Origin of the sequence: Geobacter anodireducens (assembly GCA_001628815.1) — a bacterium.
Lineage (GTDB): Bacteria > Desulfobacterota > Desulfuromonadia > Geobacterales > Geobacteraceae > Geobacter > Geobacter anodireducens.
Map to the genome: position 1 here is coordinate 2,385,404 of CP014963.1, position 18,755 is coordinate 2,404,158.

The following is an 18,755-nucleotide window of genomic DNA, read 5'->3' on the forward strand; positions in this document are numbered from 1 at the left end:
CTAACCTTTCAGAATGCCGGTGACGATGACGAACGGAATGGTCGCATAGCCGAGGAGAAGAACCACTGCGGCGACCATGCCGATTCTGTTGAACACCGGAAGTGACTTGTTATTGTTCCACCCCATGGTCTGGAAGAAACTCTGGATCCCGTGGGAGAGGTGGAGGAACAGAACCACCATGGCCGCGATGTAGATGAACGCGATGATGCCATGGGAGAAGCTGTTGGTCACCATGCCGAAGACATCGATGCGGCCCAGGCTGTCTACGCCGATCTTGATGTCGGGGGTAGCGCGGATGGTGAAGTGGAGGAGGTGATAGATGATGAAGGACAGCAGAAGGAGGCCGGTGTACAGCATGCTCAGGCTCCCCATGGTGGCCCTTCTGTAGTTCTTGACCGCATAGGTGTCGGGGTTGGCGGCGCGGTTCTCAAGGCTCAACTGGATGCCGAACAGGATATGAATGCCTGCCGCAACCAGCATGACGAGACGAAAGCCCCAGACAAGAGGCGGAAGGGCATGCAGGTGCTCCGCGTAGGCATTGATGCCTCCGGGAATGAAGATGGATGAGTTGCCAAGCATGTGGACGATGACGAACAGAACCATGACCTGGCCGGTAATCGCCATCAGGACTTTTCTTCCCACAGAACTCGTGAACAGTTGCATAATAATTTCCCTTTGCGTGTAGATAGTTGTTCTTTGGGTTCAGACCACGTACCGCCGGCCGGCACACAGCCGGACCGCGGCGCCCTCACGAAAAAACGCAGATATTCCGGGCGGCGCCCGCCACTCCTTACAATTGTCCATAGATACCTCCCCTGCAAGGATTTAGTGAAGCCTGATGCCGGAACACGCTTCTTACATTAGTATTTATTCATTTTTATACTGTATACTGTATACTAAACGTCGTTTTAGGAAAAAGCAATAGAAAAGTATCGTTTAAAAGAGCGCGAAGCCAGTTTCCGTCTGCTTTCAGGGCTGTTGACAACAAACGTGGCCCGGCAGGCCGGGACAGTGAGGCCATGTCGCCTGCCGGACAGAGGATGGATGGGGTCTCGGCGAGCGCGGGCACGGCCCCGTTGCATTTCAGCGGCCAGTCTGATACAACCAGAGCTGAACTGCACGGAAAAGCAGCACGTTACGTTAACAAAAGCCCATATTCTCGCGAAGTTGTAATACAACCTCCCCAAAAAGGCAACATGAAATTCAAATTAATTAAAAAAGACACCAGAACATCTGCGCGGCGGGGATCACTCACGACCCCCCACGGCACCATCGAAACCCCCATCTTCATGCCCGTCGGCACCCACGCGGCCATGAAAGCGATGACGCCCTCCCAGGTCAAAGAGACGGGAGCACAGATCATCCTTTCCAACACCTACCACCTTCACCTGCGCCCCGGCGAGGACCTTGTCGCCAAGGCTGGGGGCCTGCACCGGTTCATGGGATGGGACGGACCGATTCTGACCGATTCGGGCGGCTTCCAGGTCTTCTCGCTGCCCAACAAGAAGATTACCGACGAGGGGGTCTTCTTCCGCCACGAGGTGAGCGGCGAAGAAGTGTTCCTCGACCCGGCACGGGCCACGGCGATCCAGGAAGCGCTGGGCGCCGACATCATCATGGCTTTTGACGAGTGCATCCCCTACCCCTGCGACAAAAAGTACGCGGCGGCATCGACCCGCAAGACCATAAGGTGGGCGGAAGCGTGCAAAAAGGCCCACACGCGCAAGGACCAGGCGCTGTTCGGCATCGTTCAGGGGAGCGTATTCGAGGACCTGCGTGCCCAATGCGCCAGGGAACTGGTCCAGCTCGACTTCCCCGGCTACGCCGTGGGAGGCGTATCGGTGGGCGAAGGGCTTGAACTGCTGAAAAAGGTAGTTGAGTACACGGCCCCGTTCCTCCCGGAGAACAAGCCCCGCTACCTCATGGGGGTGGGACTGCCGGAGGATATCCTGGAGAGCGTGGAGCGGGGGATGGACATGTTCGACTGCGTGATCCCGACCCGCTATGCCCGGAGCGCCACCCTTTTCACCAACAGGGGGAAAATTCGACTGACCCATCGTAACTACCGGCGCGACTTCTACCCCGTCGACCCCAACTGCACCTGCTATACCTGCCGGAACTTCACCCGGGCGTACCTCCACCACCTCTTCAACGCCAACGAGATACTCTCCGCAACCCTGGCGAGCATCCACAACGTCCACTTCTATCTGAACATGATGGCGGAGATACGTGCTGCCATCGAGGAGGGGCGCTTTGCCGACTACAAGCGGAACTTCCTGGCGAGCTATCTGAAGGGTAAGTAGGAAAGAGTGAAGCGAACGCGTGCAAGGGCATCCGAACGGGTGCCCTTTTGCCTGGAGGAACAAACACCATGACGGACGAACAGGCCGGCTTCGGCAGGATCATGGAAATCATGCGGCGGTTGCGCGGACCGGGAGGATGCCCGTGGGACGCGGAACAGACCCATGAGTCGCTCAAGCGCTATCTGCTCGAAGAGGCCTACGAGGTCATCGAAGCCATTGATGCCGGATCTCCGGAAATGCTTCGGGAAGAATTGGGCGACCTTTTGCTCCAACCGGTCTTCCACGCGGTGGTGGCCGAGGAGCGGGGAGCGTTCGCCATGGCGGACGTACTGGAAACGCTGGCGGAAAAACTCGTGTCGCGCCACCCCCACGTCTTTGGCGATCAGGTAGTCCGTACCAGCGACGAGCAGATAGAAAACTGGGAGCGGATCAAGCAGAAGGAAAAGGCTCAGGAACGTCGCTCGGCCCTGGCCGGCGTCCCGGCCCACCTGCCGGCACTCATGCGGGCGCAGAAGGTCACGGAGAAGGCGTCCCGGGTCGGCTTCGACTGGACCCGCGTCGACGAAGTGCATGCCAAGGTGATGGAGGAGCTTGCGGAGTTCGAAGAAGCCATGGCCGCGGGGAACCAGCAGCGCATGGAGGCTGAGCTGGGCGATCTCCTGTTTGCCATTGTCAACCTGGGCCGATTCCTCGCCCTGGACCCCGAAGAGGCGCTCCGCAAGACCATTGAGCGTTTTACCCGCCGCTTTTCCCACATCGAAGAAACGCTTCACGACCGCGGGGTGGCGCTCAAGGATGCATCACTGGCTGAGATGGAGGCCCTGTGGGAGGAGGCGAAAGCGGGGGAGGCAGGGGGTTGAGCCGCACAACAGCCGGGAATGAAGACGTTTTTTACAACCGCGACCAATTTTCCACAAAAATTGTGGATAACCTGTTGATAACAATGTGAACAAGATGGCAAACGGATACAGGAACGAAGGGTTTTCACCTTCTGCCTATTTTTTGCCCACAAGATAACATATTGATTTTAAAAAATAATCTCCATTCACCTTGAACTTCAGGCAGTTATCGCCCCATTGTTCAACCCAGGCTTCACGAAAGCAGGCGTTCCATCGGAAAGCTGTGCATAACTGCCCGATTTCTCACTCCCCGGACACGACATTTGCTTCCAGCTCCAGAAGCCAGCGCTTGGAGTCGATCCCGCCGGCCCCCGAATAGCCGGTAAGGGCGCCACCCGCCCCCACCACCCGATGACAGGGAATGATGACGGGAAGGGGATTGGCGGCCATGGCCGAGCCAACCCCCCGGGCAGCGCCGGGGCTGCCCGCGGCAACGGCTACCTGGCCGTAGGTCATGACCTGGCCCCTCCCTATGCCGCGTACGATCTCGTACACCTTTTTCCGAAACGGCGTAACGTGCTCCTCGTCGAGAGGAACCGTGAACTCAACCGCCTCGCCTGCAAAGTACGCAACAAGCTGACGAGCCGCCTCGCGGCCGAGGGAATTTTCGCCTGCCAGGCGGGGGTAGCGGCTGCGGACGGTTGCGGCCATATCCTCCCGCGTGGCGACCCTGAAGGGGAGGAACACCTCCCTGAGTCCCCTCCTGCCCGCCACCACGGCACCGACTCCCACCGGCGCCTCGAAAAAGGACACATACACCTCGTTGCGCGCCGCTGTTCCCGTCATCGAGCGAACCTCCTTCTAAGGTGTGCCGCCAGTTCGCGCGTCTCTTCGCTGCGGAGCAACGAGGCGGCTGCAAGAAACAACACGACGCCCACGCCCACGGCACCGAGCAGAACTACTCCCTTGAGCATCTTTTCCCCCGGCAGTGACCAGTCGATAAGCGCCACCATCCAGCGGACCGCCAGCGCCATGGGCAGGGATGCCGCAAGCACCTTCATGCCTGAACGGACCAGGGCCCTGCCGCCGAAGGGACCGATTTTCCGCCGCAGGAGGACCAGAAGGAGCCCCATGTTGGCAAGGGCGGACAGGGAAGAAGCCAGGGCCAGTCCGCCGTGGGCGAGGGGCTTCATGAGGATGAGGCTGGCGATGGCGTTCATGATGAAGGCGACAAAAGCGACCATGACCGGCGTCCTCGTATCCTTGAGAGCGTAAAACGCGGGGACCAGAACCCGCACCAGGGCCACGAGCGAAAGCCCAAGGGCGTAGTAGAACAGGGCGATTCCCGCATTGGCGGCCTGGGCATAGTCGAACTCCCCCCCCATGAAAAGGAGGCTGAAGATGGGGGTGGCGCAGACCATGAGGCCCACCGTGGCCGGAATGGTGACGAACAGGGTGAGCCGCAGGCCGAAAACGAGAGATTCCCGGAAGGCATCCATGTCGCCGGCCGCCGCCTGCCGGCTAAGGGAGGGCAGGACCGCCTGGGCCACGGAGACGGTGAAGATCCCCTGGGGAAACTCGAACAGCCGCTGGGCGTAGTAGAGGTACGAGACGCTTCCCTCGGGAAGGAGCGAGGCAAGGATATTGCCCACGGTGATGTTCAGGTAGTAGACCCCAACCCCGAAAACCGACGGTCCCATGAGAAGGGCGATGCGCCGTACCGCGGGATGGTGGAGATCGAAACGGACGCGGAGCGGGAATCCCTTGCGGTAGAGCACCGGCAGTTGAAGGAGAAGCTGAAGGACCCCCCCCAGCAGGACCCCCACGGCCAGGGCGGTGATCGGCACCGCGAACCGATCGCGAAGCAGCCAGGCACAGAGAATCATGGAAACGTTCAGGAACACGGTGGAGATGGCCGGGGTGAAAAAGTGGCGAACCGTATTGAGTATCCCCATGCAGAGCGCCAGCAGGCTAATGAAGAAAATATACGGAAACATGAGCCGGTTGAGAAAGACCGTGAGCCCGAACTTGGCCGGATCGGCCCTGAACCCGGGAAACATGACCGAGACGATGCCGGGGGCGAGCAGGATCCCCGCCAGAGTCACGCCCGCCATGACAATGGTGAGAAGCGTGAAGCAGACGTTGGCGAGCTCGCGCGCCTCCTCGGGGCTTCGCTGGGAGTGCCACTCGGAGAAGGTCGGCACGAATGCCGACGTGAGGGCCCCCTCGGCGAAAAACCGGCGCAGCATATTGGGAATCTGAAAGGCGGCGAAAAAGGCGTCGGTCTGGAGGCCGGCGCCGAAGAACCGGGAAACGGCCATGTCGCGCACCATCCCCATGATGCGGGAGATGATGGTTGCCAGGCCGAGGACGCCGGCGGCCCGGGCTATCTGCTTCTTTTCAGACATGGGCTCCCCTGGAGAATGTGATCAGGGGAGGTATGTACCACAGTCGCCGGGTCTTTGGGAACTTTTTCAGCGTTTCGCCTCTGTCCCGACGGCCGGATGACGTGCCGGCCCAGGATATCCTCCAACCCTTCGGGCTCCGTGACCGGCGGCAGACAGGCACCGGCCGCGCAGACACGGGCGATGCCCCTGCTTCCGCCCTCCCCCCTGGCCGGCGCATCCTCTTCCCGCTCCCTCAGGACCAGTCCGGGAATCAGGCGGCCACCGAGGATCCGGAGCAGTTCCCGCACAGCATGCGGCCTGGTCGCCGCGGCGATCACGACCTCGAACGGGTCGGTCAGGAGTTCGCCCAGGGCGCAGAGGAGATGGATGTGTGCTGCGGGCTGTCGGGTTGCTCCGTCCAGAAACGCCCGGATGATGCCGCGCCCTGCCTCCTCGAATACGCCGTGACCGGTTATCCTGCCGAGGCGGATCAGAACCGAGGCAGCCATGGCGTTGCCCGAAGGAATGGCGCCGTCCAGCGCGTCCTTGCCCCGCACGAGGATCGTTTCCGCATCGCTCCCCGTATCAAAGAGCCCTCCCCCGTTGTCGCCGAAAAGCCGGAGCATGTCGTGGGTCAGCGAGCGTGCCAGGGCCAGATGCCGGGGGTCGAGGGTGGCTTCGTGCAGTTCAAGGAGGCCGCGAATGAAAAATGCATAGTCCTCCAGGAAACCGGGACCGCTCGCCTCGCCCCGATGACAACTGCGCACCAGCCGTCCTGCCGGCGTACGGAGATCAATACTCACACGCCGCACCGCGCGTTCGGCGCCCTCCAGCAGACGCTCATCGCCGCAGATCAGGAACGTGCGGGCCAGGGCCGCAACCATGAGTCCGTTCCAGCCGGTTATGATCTTCTCGTCGCGGAAGGGGCGCGGCCGCCGCTCCCGCGCCTCCAGAAGCAGGGTGCGCCAGCGGTCGCTCCGCTCCCACAGGTCGTGGGGATCAACTCCCTCGATTCGGGCAAAGGCACCGGGGGCTCGGGGAAGGTGGAGCACGTTCGCCCCCTCGAAATTTCCCTGCTCGGTAACATCATAGAGGCGACAGAACAATTCGCCGTCTGCCGCCCCGAGGACCTCCCGCACCTGGGCGGGAGTCCAGAGGTAACAGGCCCCCTCCCTTCCCTCGGAATCGGCATCCAGAGCCGAGTAGAAGCCCCCGGCCGGCGCGGAGAGCTCCCGCAGGACAAAGCTGCAGGTTTCCTGTGCCAGATCCCTGAAGGCACTGTTCCCCGTAACCTGTGCGGCCTCGACCAGCGCAAGGGTGCAGAGGGCCTGGTCGTAGAGCATTTTCTCGAAATGCGGCACGAGCCAGCGGCCATCCACGGTGTAGCGGTGAAAACCGCCGCCCAGGTGATCCCGGATGCCTCCCTGCGCCATGGCGGTGAGGGTATCCGTGGCCATGGCCACGGCCTCGCCGTCGCCGTATCGCTGGCCATAGCGCAGGAGAAAGGAGAGGTTCAGGGCCATGGGAAACTTGGGCGCACCGCCGAAGCCGCCGGACTCGCCGTCATAGATATCCGCCAACTGCCGTCGCGCACCGTGGAGCGGCGCCTCATCCTCGGCGGCGGCTGGGCGGACGGAGTTGAACCGCACCAGGGCATCCATGATGGCGGAACAGTTCTGCCTGATCACGTCCCGCCGCTGCCGCCAGACATCGGCAATCTTTTCCAGGAGATCGATCAGCCCCGGCATGCCGCCCCGGGAGCGCCGGGGAATATAGGTGGCGGCAAAGAAAGGTTGCCGGTCGGGGGTCATGATGATGGTGAGGGGCCAGCCGCCGCTGCCGTTCATCATCTGCGCGACGCGCATGTAGGTATCGTCGATATCGGGGCGCTCCTCCCGGTCGACCTTCACCGGCACGTACTCCCGGTTCAGGACCGCGGCAATCTCGGCATCGTCGAAGGACTCGGCCGCCATGACGTGGCACCAGTGGCAGGTGGCGTAGCCGATGGAAAGGAAAACCGGACGGTCCTCGGCCCGTGCCCGCGCAAAGGCCTCCTCCCCCCAGGGATACCACTCCACCGGGTTGTCGGCGTGCTGAAGGAGATAGGGGCTCGTGGCAAAGATGAGCCGGTTGAAGTATGGACCGCCGTCTGGCGGAAGCGTCCGCCGGTCCGCCGAAAAGATGCGCTCGATCCGCTGTTCATCGTGGTGCCGCCTTTCATTGCCCATTGGTTTTCGCTCCCGTTTCGGCCACATGCCGTCGTGAAGATCATGCCGCCTGCCCAGTGACAAGTCTACCAGACCGGAGCGAACGGCAACCGCCGATGGTGAGTTTATGGCGCGGCGGATCTTTCGCCCCGCTGCCTGACCTGCTACACTGGCTCTCACGGGAGGAACGCCATGGGAAGAATCGTCGCCACAGCCCTGCTGCTGACCCTTGCCGGCACCGCGGCCGCCATGACGGTGGGCCGTTTCAGTGCCGGAGACCTGACCGGCTGGCAAGAGCAGACGTTCCGGGGAAAAAGAAAAACGACCTACTCGCTGGTGAAGGATGGAGAGCGGACTGTCCTGAAGGCGCAGAGCCGGGGCTCGGCGTCGGGACTGGTCAGAACGATGAGTTTCGACCCGAAGGCACAGCCGTGGCTGCGCTGGTCGTGGAAGGTCGCCGGCACGCTGACCAGGGGGGATGAAGGAGTCAAGGGAGGAGACGACTACGCGGCGCGGGTCTATGTAATTTTTCCCGGCACCTTCTTCTGGCAAACGAGGGCGATCAACTACATCTGGGCAAACCGGCTTCCCAAGGGAGCCTCGACTCCGAACCCCTTCGCCCCACGGAACGTGATGATGGTGGCGGTGGAAAGCGGCGGCGCCGGCGCGGGGAAATGGCTTTCAGAGGAGAGGAACGTCTATGAGGACTACGTGAGGCTCTTCGGCGAGGAGCCACCGAGGGCGGAGGGGGTGGCGCTCATGACCGATTCCGACAACACCGGCGGTGAAGCGACCGCCTGGTACGGGGATATCGTGCTGGCGGAGAAATGAAAAAAAGAGACGGGATCTCGTCCCGCCTCTTTACCGCATGAGTACGCGCCGGCTCAACCCAGCATCTTCGCCAGCCGGGTCCGCTCCTTCTCCAGGCGATCCTTGCCATCCTCAAACGCCTTGAGCAGGTCTTTCTTCACGTCCTGGGTAATGTCCTTACCCCGCTCCAGAATCTCCTGGGTCCGGTCATTCAGGGAATCGACCACGTCCGAAACCTTGTCGGTGAAATCCTCCACCATCTCCTCGGCCTCGTTCCTGGCGCGCCGAACGTACTTTTTGATATCCCGGCGGGTCTTCTTGCCCGATTGGGGAGCAAAGAGAAGCGCCGCTCCCGCACCCAGGATGCCTCCCGCAATGAGCATGAGCGCTCCGACCACCACGGTGTTGTTCTTTTCTTCCGACATGACCTGATCCCTCCTTTCGTTCATTCATCGCTACTTAAATGGTACCGCACATTGCGGCGATTCAAAGAAGGAATGGCAAAAAATCAGGGTTTGCCGGCCACCTCGGCCCGCAGCCCCTCCAGCACGGCCTTGACCTCGTCTACGGTCTCGCGGGCCTGGGGAGATTTCTCCTTTTTCAGATAGAGCTCCAGATACCTGATGGCGTCCTTTACCCGCTCGTCGTCCATGCAGAGGCTGCCGAGGGTGAGATAGGACATGGTGAAGTCGGGATCGAGCCTGACCGCTTCGAGGCACTCCTTCTCGGCCTCCTCGATCTCGCCGAGATCGTAGTAGAGCTCGCCCAGGTTGAAATGGGCCGCCGCATCGGTTGGATCGAGCTCGATCCCCTTGCGGAAGGCGTCTATGGACTTTTCCCGCTCACCGAGCCCGTACCAGGCATCACCCAGGCCATTGTACGCGAAGACATTGGCCGGATCGATCTCCAGGGCCTTTTCAAACGACTCGATCGCCTTGCTGGTCTCTTCCAGGGCGTTGTAGACGAGGCCGATGTTGACATGGCCGTCGGCGTTGCGGGGGTCGAGTTCCACAGCGCGCCGGTAGGCGGCCAGGGCGGCCTCGTGCTCTCCCAACTCCAGACAGATGTCGCCAAGGGCGATCTGGGCATCCACGTCTTCCGGGGCCAGGGCGAGCCCCTTCTCGTACTGCTGGCGGGCTTCTGTGAGCTTGCCCTCTTCCATAAGGGCCTCTCCCAGGTAAAAGTAGCCTTCGGGGTCATCGGGAGCCCTTTCCACACAGGTCCTGAACAGCGCTTCGGCAGCGGCGAAATCGCCCCCTTCGGCAAGGCTGATCCCTTTTGCCAGCAGTTCATTGTTCGTTTCGGTCATGCTCTCACCCCCCGGATAGCGTCATACGTCGCGGCACACTATAGCAGAAAGAATCGAACGTTGCCACCTTTCAGCCCATTTCCGGGTTCCGGGGCGTTAAACGTGCTTTCCTTTCGGGTCGTTCATGGAATATAATGAGCGGACTTTACGTCGAGGGCACTGCACACCATGGCCGACGAACGACTCGAAGCGACCGGACTGCGCATTCTGGAGGACATAAGCGCCCTCATCCTCCATTCCCACGATCTCCAGGAAACCCTGGACAACATCGTGCAGATGGTTGCCAAGCGGATCGGCACCGACGTCTGCTCCATCTACCTGCTGGAGCAGGACGGCGAAACCCTGCGCCTGGCCGCGACCCGCGGACTCTCCAAGAGCTCCGTGGGACGGATCACCATGAAGATCTCCGAGGGGCTCTCGGGGCTCGTGGTGCAGCAAGAGGGGATCGTCGCCACCGACAATGCCCCCCTTCACCCCCGCTACAAGTATTTTCCCGAGACCAAGGAGGAGCGCTTCAACTCATTCCTCGGCATGCCCTTGCTCCATCGGGGGACCCCCATCGGCGTAATCGTCATCCAGACCAGGGAGCAGCGGACCTTCCACCAGGAAGAGGTCAGCACACTCTCCACCATTGCCTACCAGATCACGAGCATCGTCATCAACGCCAAGCTCCTGGACTCCATCCGCCGCAATGAGGAAGAGCGGGACCGACTGGAGCGGGAGCTGGAAAAACTCAAATCCATCGGCGCGCCAACGGGAAAGACACGCAAGGCCCGCGGCAGGGAGCGCCGCTCGCTGCACCTGATGGGGACTCCCGTTTCCTCGGGTTTCTCCGTGGGCAAGGTGGCGGTCATCGATCATTCGGTGGCCGACGGCATGGAAGTGGCCACGGTGCGTCCCACCAGCGAGGAACGCCGCCGCTTTCTCATGGCCCTGGAAAAGGCCCGGATCGAAACGATCTATATGGAGAAGCGGGTGGCCGAGACCCTCTCCAAAGAGGATGCCGCCATCTTCCACACCCACCTGATGATCCTGGAGGATCGGGGTTTCATCGCCCGGGTCATGGATTTTATCGAGCAGGATTACGGCGCGGTGCGGTCGGTGAACGAGGCGGTTGCCCACTACGTGAACGCCTTTTCCCAGATGGAAGACCCCTACCTCCGGGAACGCTCCGCCGACATGGAAGACATCCGCCGCAGGATCATCTCGTGCCTGGACGGCTCGTGCAAGCCCGTTCCCAAGCTCCGGGAACGGCGCATCATCGTGGCCCGCGAAATACTCCCCTCCGACATGGCCACCCTTGACCACGACAAGATTCTCGGCATTGTGACCGAAAGAGGGGACGTGAACTCCCATGCGGCGATCATGGCCAAGTCCCTCGGCATCCCGGCGGTGGTGGGGGTGGGCGGAGCGTTGCAGAACCTCGGGCTCAAGGATGAGGTGATCGTGGACGGCAGCTCGGGGCATGTCTACATCAACCCCAGCGCCAAGGTCAAAGAGGAGTATGCACGGCTGGAGGCCGACTTCAGCGTCAGACTGCGCGAGCTGGAAGAACTGCGGGACGTGCCCGCAGTGACCCTGGACGGCGAACAGGTCTGGCTGCGGGCCAACATCGGCCTGCTGAGCGACATCAGGATCGCCCAGGCCAACGGCGCCGAAGGGGTCGGACTCTACCGGACCGAGTTCCCCTACATGACCCGTTCGGCCTTTCCCTCCCGGGACGCCCTGTTCAGCCTCTACCGACGCGTCCTGGAGGGGTTCTCGCCCAATCCGGTCACCATCCGGACCCTGGACATCGGCGGCGACAAGACCCTCCCCTATTTCCCCATGCCCAAGGAAGACAATCCGTTCATGGGATGGCGCTCCATCCGCGTATCCCTGGAGCGGGAGGATATCTTCCGGGTCCAGTTGGCAGGGATCCTGCTGGCATCGGCCCACGGGAAAATCAAGCTCATGTTCCCCATGGTGTCGAGCATCGGCGAGATCTGGCAGATCAAAAAGATCATGAACGAGGTGCGTAGCGAGCTTAGCCGCGAGGGGGTGCCCTTCGACCAGAACCTCGAGCTGGGCATCATGGTGGAACTGCCGGCCGCGGTGCAGACGGCCCACATCCTGATCCGGGAGGTGGATTTCTTCAGCATCGGCACTAACGACCTGATCCAGTACACCATGGCGGCCGACCGGAATAATCCCAAGGTGAGCCGCTACTACGATCCCTACCAGCCGGCGGTGCTCCACTCCATCAAGCGCGTGGTCGACACGGCAACGGCTGCGGGCAAGCCGGTTTCCATCTGCGGCGAGATGGCGGCCGACCCCATCAATGCAGTGCTCCTGTTCGGCATGGGCATCAGGGAATTCAGCCTCTCGGCCCCCTCCATCCCGGTGGTGAAACAGACCATCCGCGCCCTTTCCAGCACCATGGCCGAAGAAGTGGCGCGGGAAGTCCTGGCCCTGGAGAGCTCCGGCGCGGTCAGGGCCTATCTGCTCGACGCGCGGACGCGGCTCGGCCTCTGAGCCCCCTTTCAGCTCGCCCGCAGGCGTCCACGATGTTCATCCGCGCTGCCCGGAACGCCGGGAGCAGCCCCCCCACGAACCCCATGACCAGGGAAAACACCAGCGACGCGCCGATGATGCGGGGGGTAAGGGTAAAGCTGAACGCCAGCTCCGAAAAGGTCTGCCAGTTCATGGTTGAGATGGTCACCAGTTGCATGAACGAGGCGAAAAAGATCCCCACCACCCCGCCCAGAAGTCCCAGAAACAGCGCCTCCAGGATGAACGCCCCCAGAATGCTCCGCCGCTGGAAACCGAGGGCGCGCAACGTACCGATCTCGGTGATCCGGTTGGCCACGGCGGCATACATGGTGATCATGGCGCCGATGACCGCGCCCAGTGAAAAAATTACCGTGAGGGTCACACCCAGGATGTTCAGGAACGTGGCCATGGCTTCCGACTGGTCGGCATAGAAGCGGATCTCGCGCTTCGCCTCCACGGTGAGGCGCGGGTCCGCCTCCAACCTGGCCTTGACGCGATCGAACTCGGCGGCATCCCTGAGTTTGAAGATGACCGACGAGTAGACCGGGCGCCGGAAGGCTTGCATCAACTGATCCACGTCCCCCCATATCTCCGAGGAAAAACCCGTGTTGCCGGCATCGAAGATACCCACCACGGTCCAATCCCGCATGCCGAAGCGCAGGGTTTCGCCGATCCCTCCCCCCTGGAACCGCTTGGCAATGCTCGCCCCGGCGATGATCTCCGCCGAGCCGGGCCGGGGCATCCGACCCTCCCTAAGCTTCACCTGGGGTCTCAGCAGGAGCGAGGGCGCGCCGATGCCCCGGATCACCACGTTGGACGGCTTTCCCGTGCCCCGTTTCGGCAGGCTGATGAGCACCACAAGTTCCTTGGCCACCAGTCGCTGCCCCTCCGCCATGGCCACCTCGGGCTGGGTTTCCACGATGGCCGCCTGGGAGCGGTCAACCCCGCTCTGAACCTCCGTCTGGGCGGACTTGCGGATCACCACCACGTTGTCCCACGAGCCGGTGTCCACCAGGGTCTTGCGCAGGCCCTCGGAGAGCATGAGAGTCGCCGCGAACACGAAGACCACCAGCGCCATGCCCGATGCCGTCAGCACGGTAGTGAGGCGCCGGGTCCAGAGATTGCGCAGGCTGTAAGAGTAAGGGATTCCCACTATCCGATTCTCCTGAGACCCTCGGCGATACGGATGGTCACCCCGCGCCAGGTGGGGAAGATGCCGGCCACCGCCCCCACGATGAAGGCTGCCGCCAGGTCCATGCAGATGGTGGACGGCGCCACCGTGAACACGGGAAAAAACTGGGACAGCTCGGTTTCGATCCAGCGGGCCGCGGGAAAGGTGAGAATCACCCCGGTCACTCCGCCCGCCATGGCGATGACGAGCGATTCGCCGAAGATCACTCCCGCGATGTGGAATCCGCCGAAGCCGAGGGTCTTGAGGGTGGCGTACTCGGGAATCCGCTCCCGGGCCGTCATGGCCATGGTGTTTGCCGCCACGACCATGATGATGACGATTACCACGTAGGAAACGATCTGAATGGCGATGACGATGGCCTCGGTCATGGACACGAAGCTCATCTGGAATGCCCGTTCCGTCTCGGTCAGGGTCTCGGCCAGGGAATTCCTGAAGGTGGCATCCACGGCCAGGGAGACCTCCGCCGCCTGATCAGGCTTTTTCAGCTCGATGATGTAATACCCCGCCTGATCGGCCCGCCGGGGTACCGTCCGCCGTATGACCTCGTTCAGGTAGTCCCAGTGGAAGAAGAACTGGGTCTCATCGGTGCTCTTGGCTGCCCCATGGTAGATGCCCCGGACAACGAATTCCCACTGTCCGGGGAAGATGGTCCCCCGGAGCGTCACCTGATCCCCCACCTTCCAGCCGAAACGCTCGGCGGTCTTGGCTCCCACCATGGCTCCCTTCCGGTCCAGGAGGAAGGACTTCATCTCCACGGGGTCGACCCGGTACTCCGGGTACATGGCCAGGAAACTGCGTGGCTCCACGGCAAAACTGGGGAAAAAATTCTTCTCTTCCTTGTAGATGCCGCCGAACCAGTTGCCCCAGGACACGTCGCGAACCCCCGGCACCTGGCGGATCCGGTCCTTGTAGGAAATGGGGAGGGGGAAAACGAGAGAGATGGAGTTGCGCGTAATGAGACGGGAGGCAGAGGACGCCTCAACCCCCGCGTACCAGAGGTCCACCAGGGTCCGCAACAGGCCGAAGGCCACAATGGCGATGGCAACCCCCACGATGGTAAGCCCGGTCCGGAGCTTGTGGCGAAAGGCGTTGCGGATGAGGAGCTTGATGATGAACATCGGCTAGCCGGCCCCGTCGGTCAGTTCACCCTTCTCCAGGTGGAGGAGCCGGTGGGCCTGCTCTGCGGCCCGGGGATCGTGGGTAACCATGATGATGGTCTTGCCGAACCCTGACACCAGGCGTTCCATGAGGGTCAGCACCTCTCCCGCCGAAACCCGGTCCAGGTCGCCGGTGGGCTCGTCGGCCACGAGGATGTCCGGATCGGTCACCATGGCCCGGGCGATGGCCACCCGCTGCTGCTGCCCCCCCGAGAGCTGGGAGGGATAGTGATCCATCCGGTCGGCGAGCCCCACCAGCGAGAGGACGGTTGCCACGTGCTCGCGCCGCTGCCGTCGGGAAAGCCCCGTGAGAAGCAGCGGCAACTCCACGTTCTCGAAGGCCGTCAGCACCGGAATCAGGTTGTAGAACTGGAAGATGAACCCCACGTGCGCGGCCCGCCAGGAGGCCAGTGCGGCCTCGGAGAGGGTCGTGATCTCCACGCCGCCGATGGTGATGGTCCCCGCGTCGGCCTTGTCGATCCCCGCAACCAGGTTCAGGAGCGTGCTCTTCCCCGAACCGGACGGTCCCATGAGCGCCAGGAACTCCCCGGCCGCGATGTCCAGGGTAATGTCCTGGAGTACCGGGATCAGTTGCGCCCCCCGGCGGTAGGACTTGGAAAGATTGCGGATGGCGACGATGGGTTCCCGCGCTTCGCTCATCTACTTTTCCGCCGTTTTGACGCGGGCGCCGTCCTTGAGCTTGTCCAGGGGCTTGACAACAATCCTGTCCCCGGCCTTGGCGCCGGAGACAACCTCCACCATGTCTCCCTGGCGGGCGCCGAGGGTCACGGGCACGGCGGTCACCCGGCCCCCCTTCAGGACGAAGAGGACCGTGCGGCCGTCCCGATCGGCCACAGCGGCGGGATTCACGGCGGTCTTCGGCTTCTCTTCCCCCGCGGCCACGGGCCGCTCCAGAAATGCCACTTTGGCGCTCATCTCGGGGAGGATACGGGGATCAAGTTTCTCAAAGCGGACCTTCACCAGGACTGTCGCTTTGGAGCGATCAGCCGTGGGGACGATCATGTGGACGAAGCCCCGGAAGCGCTCATCCGGCAGGGAGTCGAGCTGGATCTCGCACGGCTGTCCCTCCTTGACCTTGGCCAGGTTGGATTCCGAGACGTCCGCCTCCACCTGGAGCGATGCCAGGTCGGCGATGCTGACCACGGCGGCCTTGGCGTCGGCCGCGGCCCCGATGGGGGTGACGATGTCGCCCACATCCGCATTCTTGGTCAGAACCACGGCATCGAAGGGAGCGCGGATGAGGGAATATTCCAGGTTCACCTCCGCCCCCCGCAGGGCAGCCGAGGCGGCCCGGATGGACGATTCGGCGGCGGTCACCGCGGCCCGGGCCCGGAGGAAGCGGGCCTCTGCCGCGTCAAAGTCGGCCTTTGCCACGATTCCCTCGCACACGAGCTGCTTCTGCCGCTCGTATGCCTGGCTGGCATCGGTCAGCTCGGCCCGGGCCTGATCCAGGCTCGCCCGGGCCGTGCCCAGGTTGGCGGCCGCCTGGTCCCGGCCGGCAGCGGCATCGTCGCTCTCCAGCCGGGCCAGCACATCTCCTTTGCGGACCCTGCTCCCCTCCTCCACGCCGAGCCAGACCAGCCGGCCAGTGAGCTTCGCAGCCACGGCCGCCTTGCGCTGGGCCACTACGTATCCGCTGGCGTTAAGCAGGGTAAAGGTCTGGGACGGGTAAACCTGGGTCACGGTGCCGGTTTCAACGGTCACGGCCGGCGTGAGAACGCCGGTGGCGAACAGGACCAGCAGCAGCGCAAGGGCAACGGCCGCCGCGATCCAGTAGAGGGGCCTGCGCCGGGCCGCGGGCCGGAATGCCGCTCCCTTGTCGATTTTCAGTTTCTGCAGATCCTCATGACCCATGGCATTGGCTCCGGACGGAGAAAGTGGCTGCCGGGCGCGGGGCCGGCGCGTCGCATCACCATACCACCGGTCGGCAATCTACTCAACCACCTCGATCACTCCTTCCATTCCCTTTTCACGATGGCTGGCGAAGAAGAGAAGCTTCTTATCGCAGTACATGGGATAGACCCCGACCTTGGTGGGCGTGAAGCGGACCATCTGCGCCTCCTTTTTCAGGTCGATGCGAAAATCCATACCCGCTTCCGGGGCCTTTACGATCAGGTCGTGGGGAACGAAGCGGGAGTCGTTGACCGCCGTGATCTCCACCGGCACATTCACCTTGACGATGATATGGTTGGGCCGGTAGTAGTACTCGCCCCCGACTATCCGCACCCGCTGCACGCCATCGTCTCCGATGGTTGCGCGGAATTCCACCGTTTCACCCGCACCGTTACCCAGGGCCGGCACCACGCCCATGCAAAAGACCATGACAACCGGGAGCAGTCGCTTCATGTCGCTACGCCCCTATCCCTTCAGCTTTTTCATGATCTCCCGCATGAACGCCGGGAGATCCGCCGGCTCACGGGAGGTGATCAGATTGCCGTCCACCACCACTTCACTGTCCTCGTAGAGGGCGCCCGCGCTGCGCAGCTCATCGGCCACCGACTGGTAGCAGGTGGCGCGCCTGCCCGACAGGAGCCCGGCACTGACCAGCGTCTGGGGACCGTGACAGATGGCGGCCACCGGCTTGGCATGGGCAAAGAAACTCCGGCAGATCTCCAGGGCCGCCGGCTCCCGCCTCACGGCAGCGGGAGCCTTTCCCCCCGGCAGGATGAGGATGGTGTAGTCGTCGGCAGCAACCTCGGCAAGCGCCAGGTCAGCCGTCACCCCATAGCCGTGCTTGCCCGTGATGGTCCCCCGGACCGGGGCCGCGATCCGGGCCGCAATCCCCTCTTCCAGAAGCCGGTAGTAGGGGACGAGAAGTTCCGAATCCTCGAACTGGTCGGCACTGATGATGAGTCCTTTCATGGCTGTCACCTCCTGTGGCCCCGCCACGGCGGGGCGGCACGCTCCCTGTCGCATGAAGAAAAAAGGGGGCGCCGTGAGCGCCCCCTCTGTCGGGTCTGAACGAATGTTACTTCAACCGGGCCTCGGCAGCCTTCCAGTCGATGTTCTTGAAGAATGCCTCGATGTAGTCGGGACGCTTGAGACCGTAGTCGAGCATGAACGCATGCTCGAAGACATCCATGATCAGGATGGGGGTACAGCCGGCGGGATGGGCAACGTCGTGCTCATTGACCCAGAAGTTGATGAGCTTGCCGGTGGCCGAATCCTGGTAGAGCACCGCCCAGCCGATGCCCCTCATGGCGCCGGTGGCCCGGAAATCCTTCTCCCACGCCTCATAGCTGCCGAAGTCGGCGGCGATCTTCGCGGCCAGTTTGCCGGCTTGGTCGATGGAGCCATTGCCCCCGAGGTTCTCGAAATAGATCTCGTGGAGCCGCATGCCGTTGAACTCCCATCCCAAGCGCCGCTTCAGCTCTGCATACTCGGGAGTGGCAGTGGCACCGTCGGCGAGCATCTTGGCGAGGATGTCGAGAACCTTGTTCGTATTGGTCACATACCCCTGGTAGAGGGTGAAATGGTTCTTCAGGAGAGCCTCGCTGAATCCCGCCATCCCGATCAGTTTCGAATAGTCTTTTGCTTCATAGGCCATGGTTGCTTCCTCCTTGACAGGTCTTGATTGGATCACATGCCGCCGGGCATGGTCTCAACCTTACCATGATTCCGGGAAAGGTCAACCAAAAAAGATAAATATGATCTTTTTTGTCTGCTCCACATCAACGGGCCGTCCGATTGGGTCAACGCTCCTCGAACTCGGCCGCGACAATGGTCACGTCGGGGCGCTCCTCGGCGATACGGTTCTCCAGGCGTTCCAGAAGATGCCGGCCGGGAGACCGGTCGGCCGTGACCGTTGCGAAGGCGAGCACCGACTCGTCCGGGACGTCCTGGAGGTCCACCTCGGCGGTGGACACGTTGAAATCCTGCCGCGCCCGGGCCAGGATGCTCTTGACGATCCCCCGCTTCCCCTTGAGGGAATGGCTCGGCAGGTGGAGATGGAGGCAGAGCGAATGAACGAACATGGTGCATGCTCCGGAAAGTGAGGT

General features: G+C 62.4%; 16 protein-coding genes and 2 pseudogenes. 4 read left to right on the forward strand and 14 right to left on the reverse strand.

Going from position 1 to position 18,755, the window contains the following annotated elements:
• Nucleotides 1–663 (reverse strand): fumarate reductase, encoded by a 663-nt coding sequence (locus A2G06_10930; GenBank protein ID ANA40712.1) that lies wholly within the window; start codon nt 661–663, stop codon nt 1–3.
• Nucleotides 664–1,196: 533 nt separating this feature from the next.
• On the opposite strand from A2G06_10930, the gene A2G06_10935 reads away from it, so the two are divergent.
• Together A2G06_10935 and A2G06_10940 are read left to right on the forward strand one after the other, a co-directional pair.
• Nucleotides 1,197–2,303 carry a tRNA-guanine(34) transglycosylase gene (locus tag A2G06_10935; GenBank protein ANA40713.1) on the forward strand — a complete coding sequence of 369 codons (1,107 nt, stop codon included), beginning with the start codon at nt 1,197–1,199 and terminating at the stop codon, nt 2,301–2,303.
• Between the two features lie 68 nt (nt 2,304–2,371).
• Nucleotides 2,372–3,163 carry a pyrophosphatase gene (locus A2G06_10940; protein ANA40714.1) on the forward strand — a complete coding sequence of 264 codons (792 nt, stop codon included), beginning with the start codon at nt 2,372–2,374 and terminating at the stop codon, nt 3,161–3,163.
• 282 nt (nt 3,164–3,445) lie between these two features.
• Here A2G06_10940 and A2G06_10945 read toward each other — a convergent pair whose 3' ends face one another.
• The 3 genes and pseudogenes from A2G06_10945 to A2G06_10955 all read right to left on the reverse strand — a co-directional run bounded on the left by A2G06_10945 (nt 3,446) and on the right by A2G06_10955 (nt 7,757).
• On the reverse strand, nt 3,446–3,988 hold the full coding sequence (locus tag A2G06_10945) for a cysteine methyltransferase (GenBank protein ID ANA40715.1): 543 nt from the start codon (nt 3,986–3,988) through the stop codon (nt 3,446–3,448).
• Nucleotides 3,985–5,550: a lipid II flippase MurJ gene (locus A2G06_10950; GenBank protein ID ANA40716.1), complete on the reverse strand. Its 1,566-nt coding sequence runs from the start codon at nt 5,548–5,550 to the stop codon at nt 3,985–3,987. Before A2G06_10950 ends, A2G06_10945 begins: the two co-directional genes overlap by 4 nt.
• An 89-nt stretch (nt 5,551–5,639) precedes the next feature.
• A pseudogene (locus A2G06_10955) lies at nt 5,640–7,757 on the reverse strand (thioredoxin).
• A gap of 171 nt (nt 7,758–7,928) precedes the next feature.
• Between A2G06_10955 and A2G06_10960 the strand changes: the two are divergent.
• Nucleotides 7,929–8,567 carry a hypothetical protein gene (locus A2G06_10960; protein ID ANA40717.1) on the forward strand — a complete coding sequence of 213 codons (639 nt, stop codon included), beginning with the start codon at nt 7,929–7,931 and terminating at the stop codon, nt 8,565–8,567.
• Nucleotides 8,568–8,620: 53 nt separating this feature from the next.
• On the opposite strand, the gene A2G06_10965 is transcribed toward A2G06_10960, so the two are convergent.
• Together A2G06_10965 and A2G06_10970 are read right to left on the reverse strand one after the other, a co-directional pair.
• The gene (locus A2G06_10965) at nt 8,621–8,971 is read right to left on the reverse strand and encodes a hypothetical protein (GenBank protein ANA40718.1); all 351 of its coding nucleotides are present in this window, start codon (nt 8,969–8,971) and stop codon (nt 8,621–8,623) included.
• Between the two features lie 83 nt (nt 8,972–9,054).
• Nucleotides 9,055–9,855, reverse strand: a complete 801-nt coding sequence (locus A2G06_10970) for a hypothetical protein (GenBank protein ANA40719.1) — start codon at nt 9,853–9,855, stop codon at nt 9,055–9,057.
• Nucleotides 9,856–10,023: 168 nt separating this feature from the next.
• Here A2G06_10970 and A2G06_10975 point away from each other — a divergent pair, with 168 nt between their 5' ends.
• Nucleotides 10,024–12,369, forward strand: coding sequence for a diguanylate phosphodiesterase (locus A2G06_10975; GenBank protein ID ANA40720.1), 2,346 nt, complete (start codon nt 10,024–10,026; stop codon nt 12,367–12,369).
• 22 nt (nt 12,370–12,391) lie between these two features.
• Here A2G06_10975 and A2G06_10980 read toward each other — a convergent pair.
• From A2G06_10980 to A2G06_11015, 8 genes and pseudogenes are all read right to left on the reverse strand, one after another.
• Nucleotides 12,392–13,540 (reverse strand): annotated as a pseudogene (locus A2G06_10980) (multidrug ABC transporter permease).
• The gene (locus A2G06_10985; GenBank protein ID ANA40721.1) at nt 13,540–14,697 is read right to left on the reverse strand and encodes an ABC transporter ATP-binding protein; all 1,158 of its coding nucleotides are present in this window, start codon (nt 14,695–14,697) and stop codon (nt 13,540–13,542) included. Before A2G06_10985 ends, A2G06_10980 begins: the two are co-directional and overlap by 1 nt.
• Nucleotides 14,698–14,700: 3 nt before the next feature.
• Nucleotides 14,701–15,396 (reverse strand): ABC transporter ATP-binding protein, encoded by a 696-nt coding sequence (locus tag A2G06_10990; GenBank protein ID ANA40722.1) that lies wholly within the window; start codon nt 15,394–15,396, stop codon nt 14,701–14,703.
• On the reverse strand, nt 15,397–16,611 hold the full coding sequence (locus tag A2G06_10995) for an efflux transporter periplasmic adaptor subunit (GenBank protein ID ANA40723.1): 1,215 nt from the start codon (nt 16,609–16,611) through the stop codon (nt 15,397–15,399).
• Between the two features lie 78 nt (nt 16,612–16,689).
• Complete coding sequence (locus A2G06_11000) at nt 16,690–17,103, reverse strand: quinol oxidase (GenBank protein ANA40724.1); 414 nt, start codon at nt 17,101–17,103, stop codon at nt 16,690–16,692.
• 12 nt (nt 17,104–17,115) lie between these two features.
• Entirely contained in the window at nt 17,116–17,619 is a 504-nt protein-coding gene (locus A2G06_11005) for a protease (protein ANA40725.1), read from the reverse strand.
• Between the two features lie 106 nt (nt 17,620–17,725).
• Nucleotides 17,726–18,304, reverse strand: a complete 579-nt coding sequence (locus A2G06_11010) for a superoxide dismutase (protein ID ANA40726.1) — start codon at nt 18,302–18,304, stop codon at nt 17,726–17,728.
• Between the two features lie 145 nt (nt 18,305–18,449).
• The gene (locus tag A2G06_11015; GenBank protein ID ANA40727.1) at nt 18,450–18,731 is read right to left on the reverse strand and encodes a hypothetical protein; all 282 of its coding nucleotides are present in this window, start codon (nt 18,729–18,731) and stop codon (nt 18,450–18,452) included.
• Nucleotides 18,732–18,755 lie beyond the last annotated feature (24 nt).

What these genes read in the sequence shown, in the direction of transcription:
- A2G06_10930 (ANA40712.1), bottom strand. Translation starts at nt 663, where the DNA reads ATGCAACTGTTCACGAGTTCTGTGGGAAGAAAAGTCCTGATGGCGATT.
- A2G06_10935 (ANA40713.1), top strand. Translation starts at nt 1,197, where the DNA reads ATGAAATTCAAATTAATTAAAAAAGACACCAGAACATCTGCGCGGCGG.
- A2G06_10940 (ANA40714.1), top strand. Translation starts at nt 2,372, where the DNA reads ATGACGGACGAACAGGCCGGCTTCGGCAGGATCATGGAAATCATGCGG.
- A2G06_10945 (ANA40715.1), bottom strand. Translation starts at nt 3,988, where the DNA reads ATGACGGGAACAGCGGCGCGCAACGAGGTGTATGTGTCCTTTTTCGAG.
- A2G06_10950 (ANA40716.1), bottom strand. Translation starts at nt 5,550, where the DNA reads ATGTCTGAAAAGAAGCAGATAGCCCGGGCCGCCGGCGTCCTCGGCCTG.
- A2G06_10960 (ANA40717.1), top strand. Translation starts at nt 7,929, where the DNA reads ATGGGAAGAATCGTCGCCACAGCCCTGCTGCTGACCCTTGCCGGCACC.
- A2G06_10965 (ANA40718.1), bottom strand. Translation starts at nt 8,971, where the DNA reads ATGTCGGAAGAAAAGAACAACACCGTGGTGGTCGGAGCGCTCATGCTC.
- A2G06_10970 (ANA40719.1), bottom strand. Translation starts at nt 9,855, where the DNA reads ATGACCGAAACGAACAATGAACTGCTGGCAAAAGGGATCAGCCTTGCC.
- A2G06_10975 (ANA40720.1), top strand. Translation starts at nt 10,024, where the DNA reads ATGGCCGACGAACGACTCGAAGCGACCGGACTGCGCATTCTGGAGGAC.
- A2G06_10985 (ANA40721.1), bottom strand. Translation starts at nt 14,697, where the DNA reads ATGTTCATCATCAAGCTCCTCATCCGCAACGCCTTTCGCCACAAGCTC.
- A2G06_10990 (ANA40722.1), bottom strand. Translation starts at nt 15,396, where the DNA reads ATGAGCGAAGCGCGGGAACCCATCGTCGCCATCCGCAATCTTTCCAAG.
- A2G06_10995 (ANA40723.1), bottom strand. Translation starts at nt 16,611, where the DNA reads ATGGGTCATGAGGATCTGCAGAAACTGAAAATCGACAAGGGAGCGGCA.
- A2G06_11000 (ANA40724.1), bottom strand. Translation starts at nt 17,103, where the DNA reads ATGAAGCGACTGCTCCCGGTTGTCATGGTCTTTTGCATGGGCGTGGTG.
- A2G06_11005 (ANA40725.1), bottom strand. Translation starts at nt 17,619, where the DNA reads ATGAAAGGACTCATCATCAGTGCCGACCAGTTCGAGGATTCGGAACTT.
- A2G06_11010 (ANA40726.1), bottom strand. Translation starts at nt 18,304, where the DNA reads ATGGCCTATGAAGCAAAAGACTATTCGAAACTGATCGGGATGGCGGGA.
- A2G06_11015 (ANA40727.1), bottom strand. Translation starts at nt 18,731, where the DNA reads ATGTTCGTTCATTCGCTCTGCCTCCATCTCCACCTGCCGAGCCATTCC.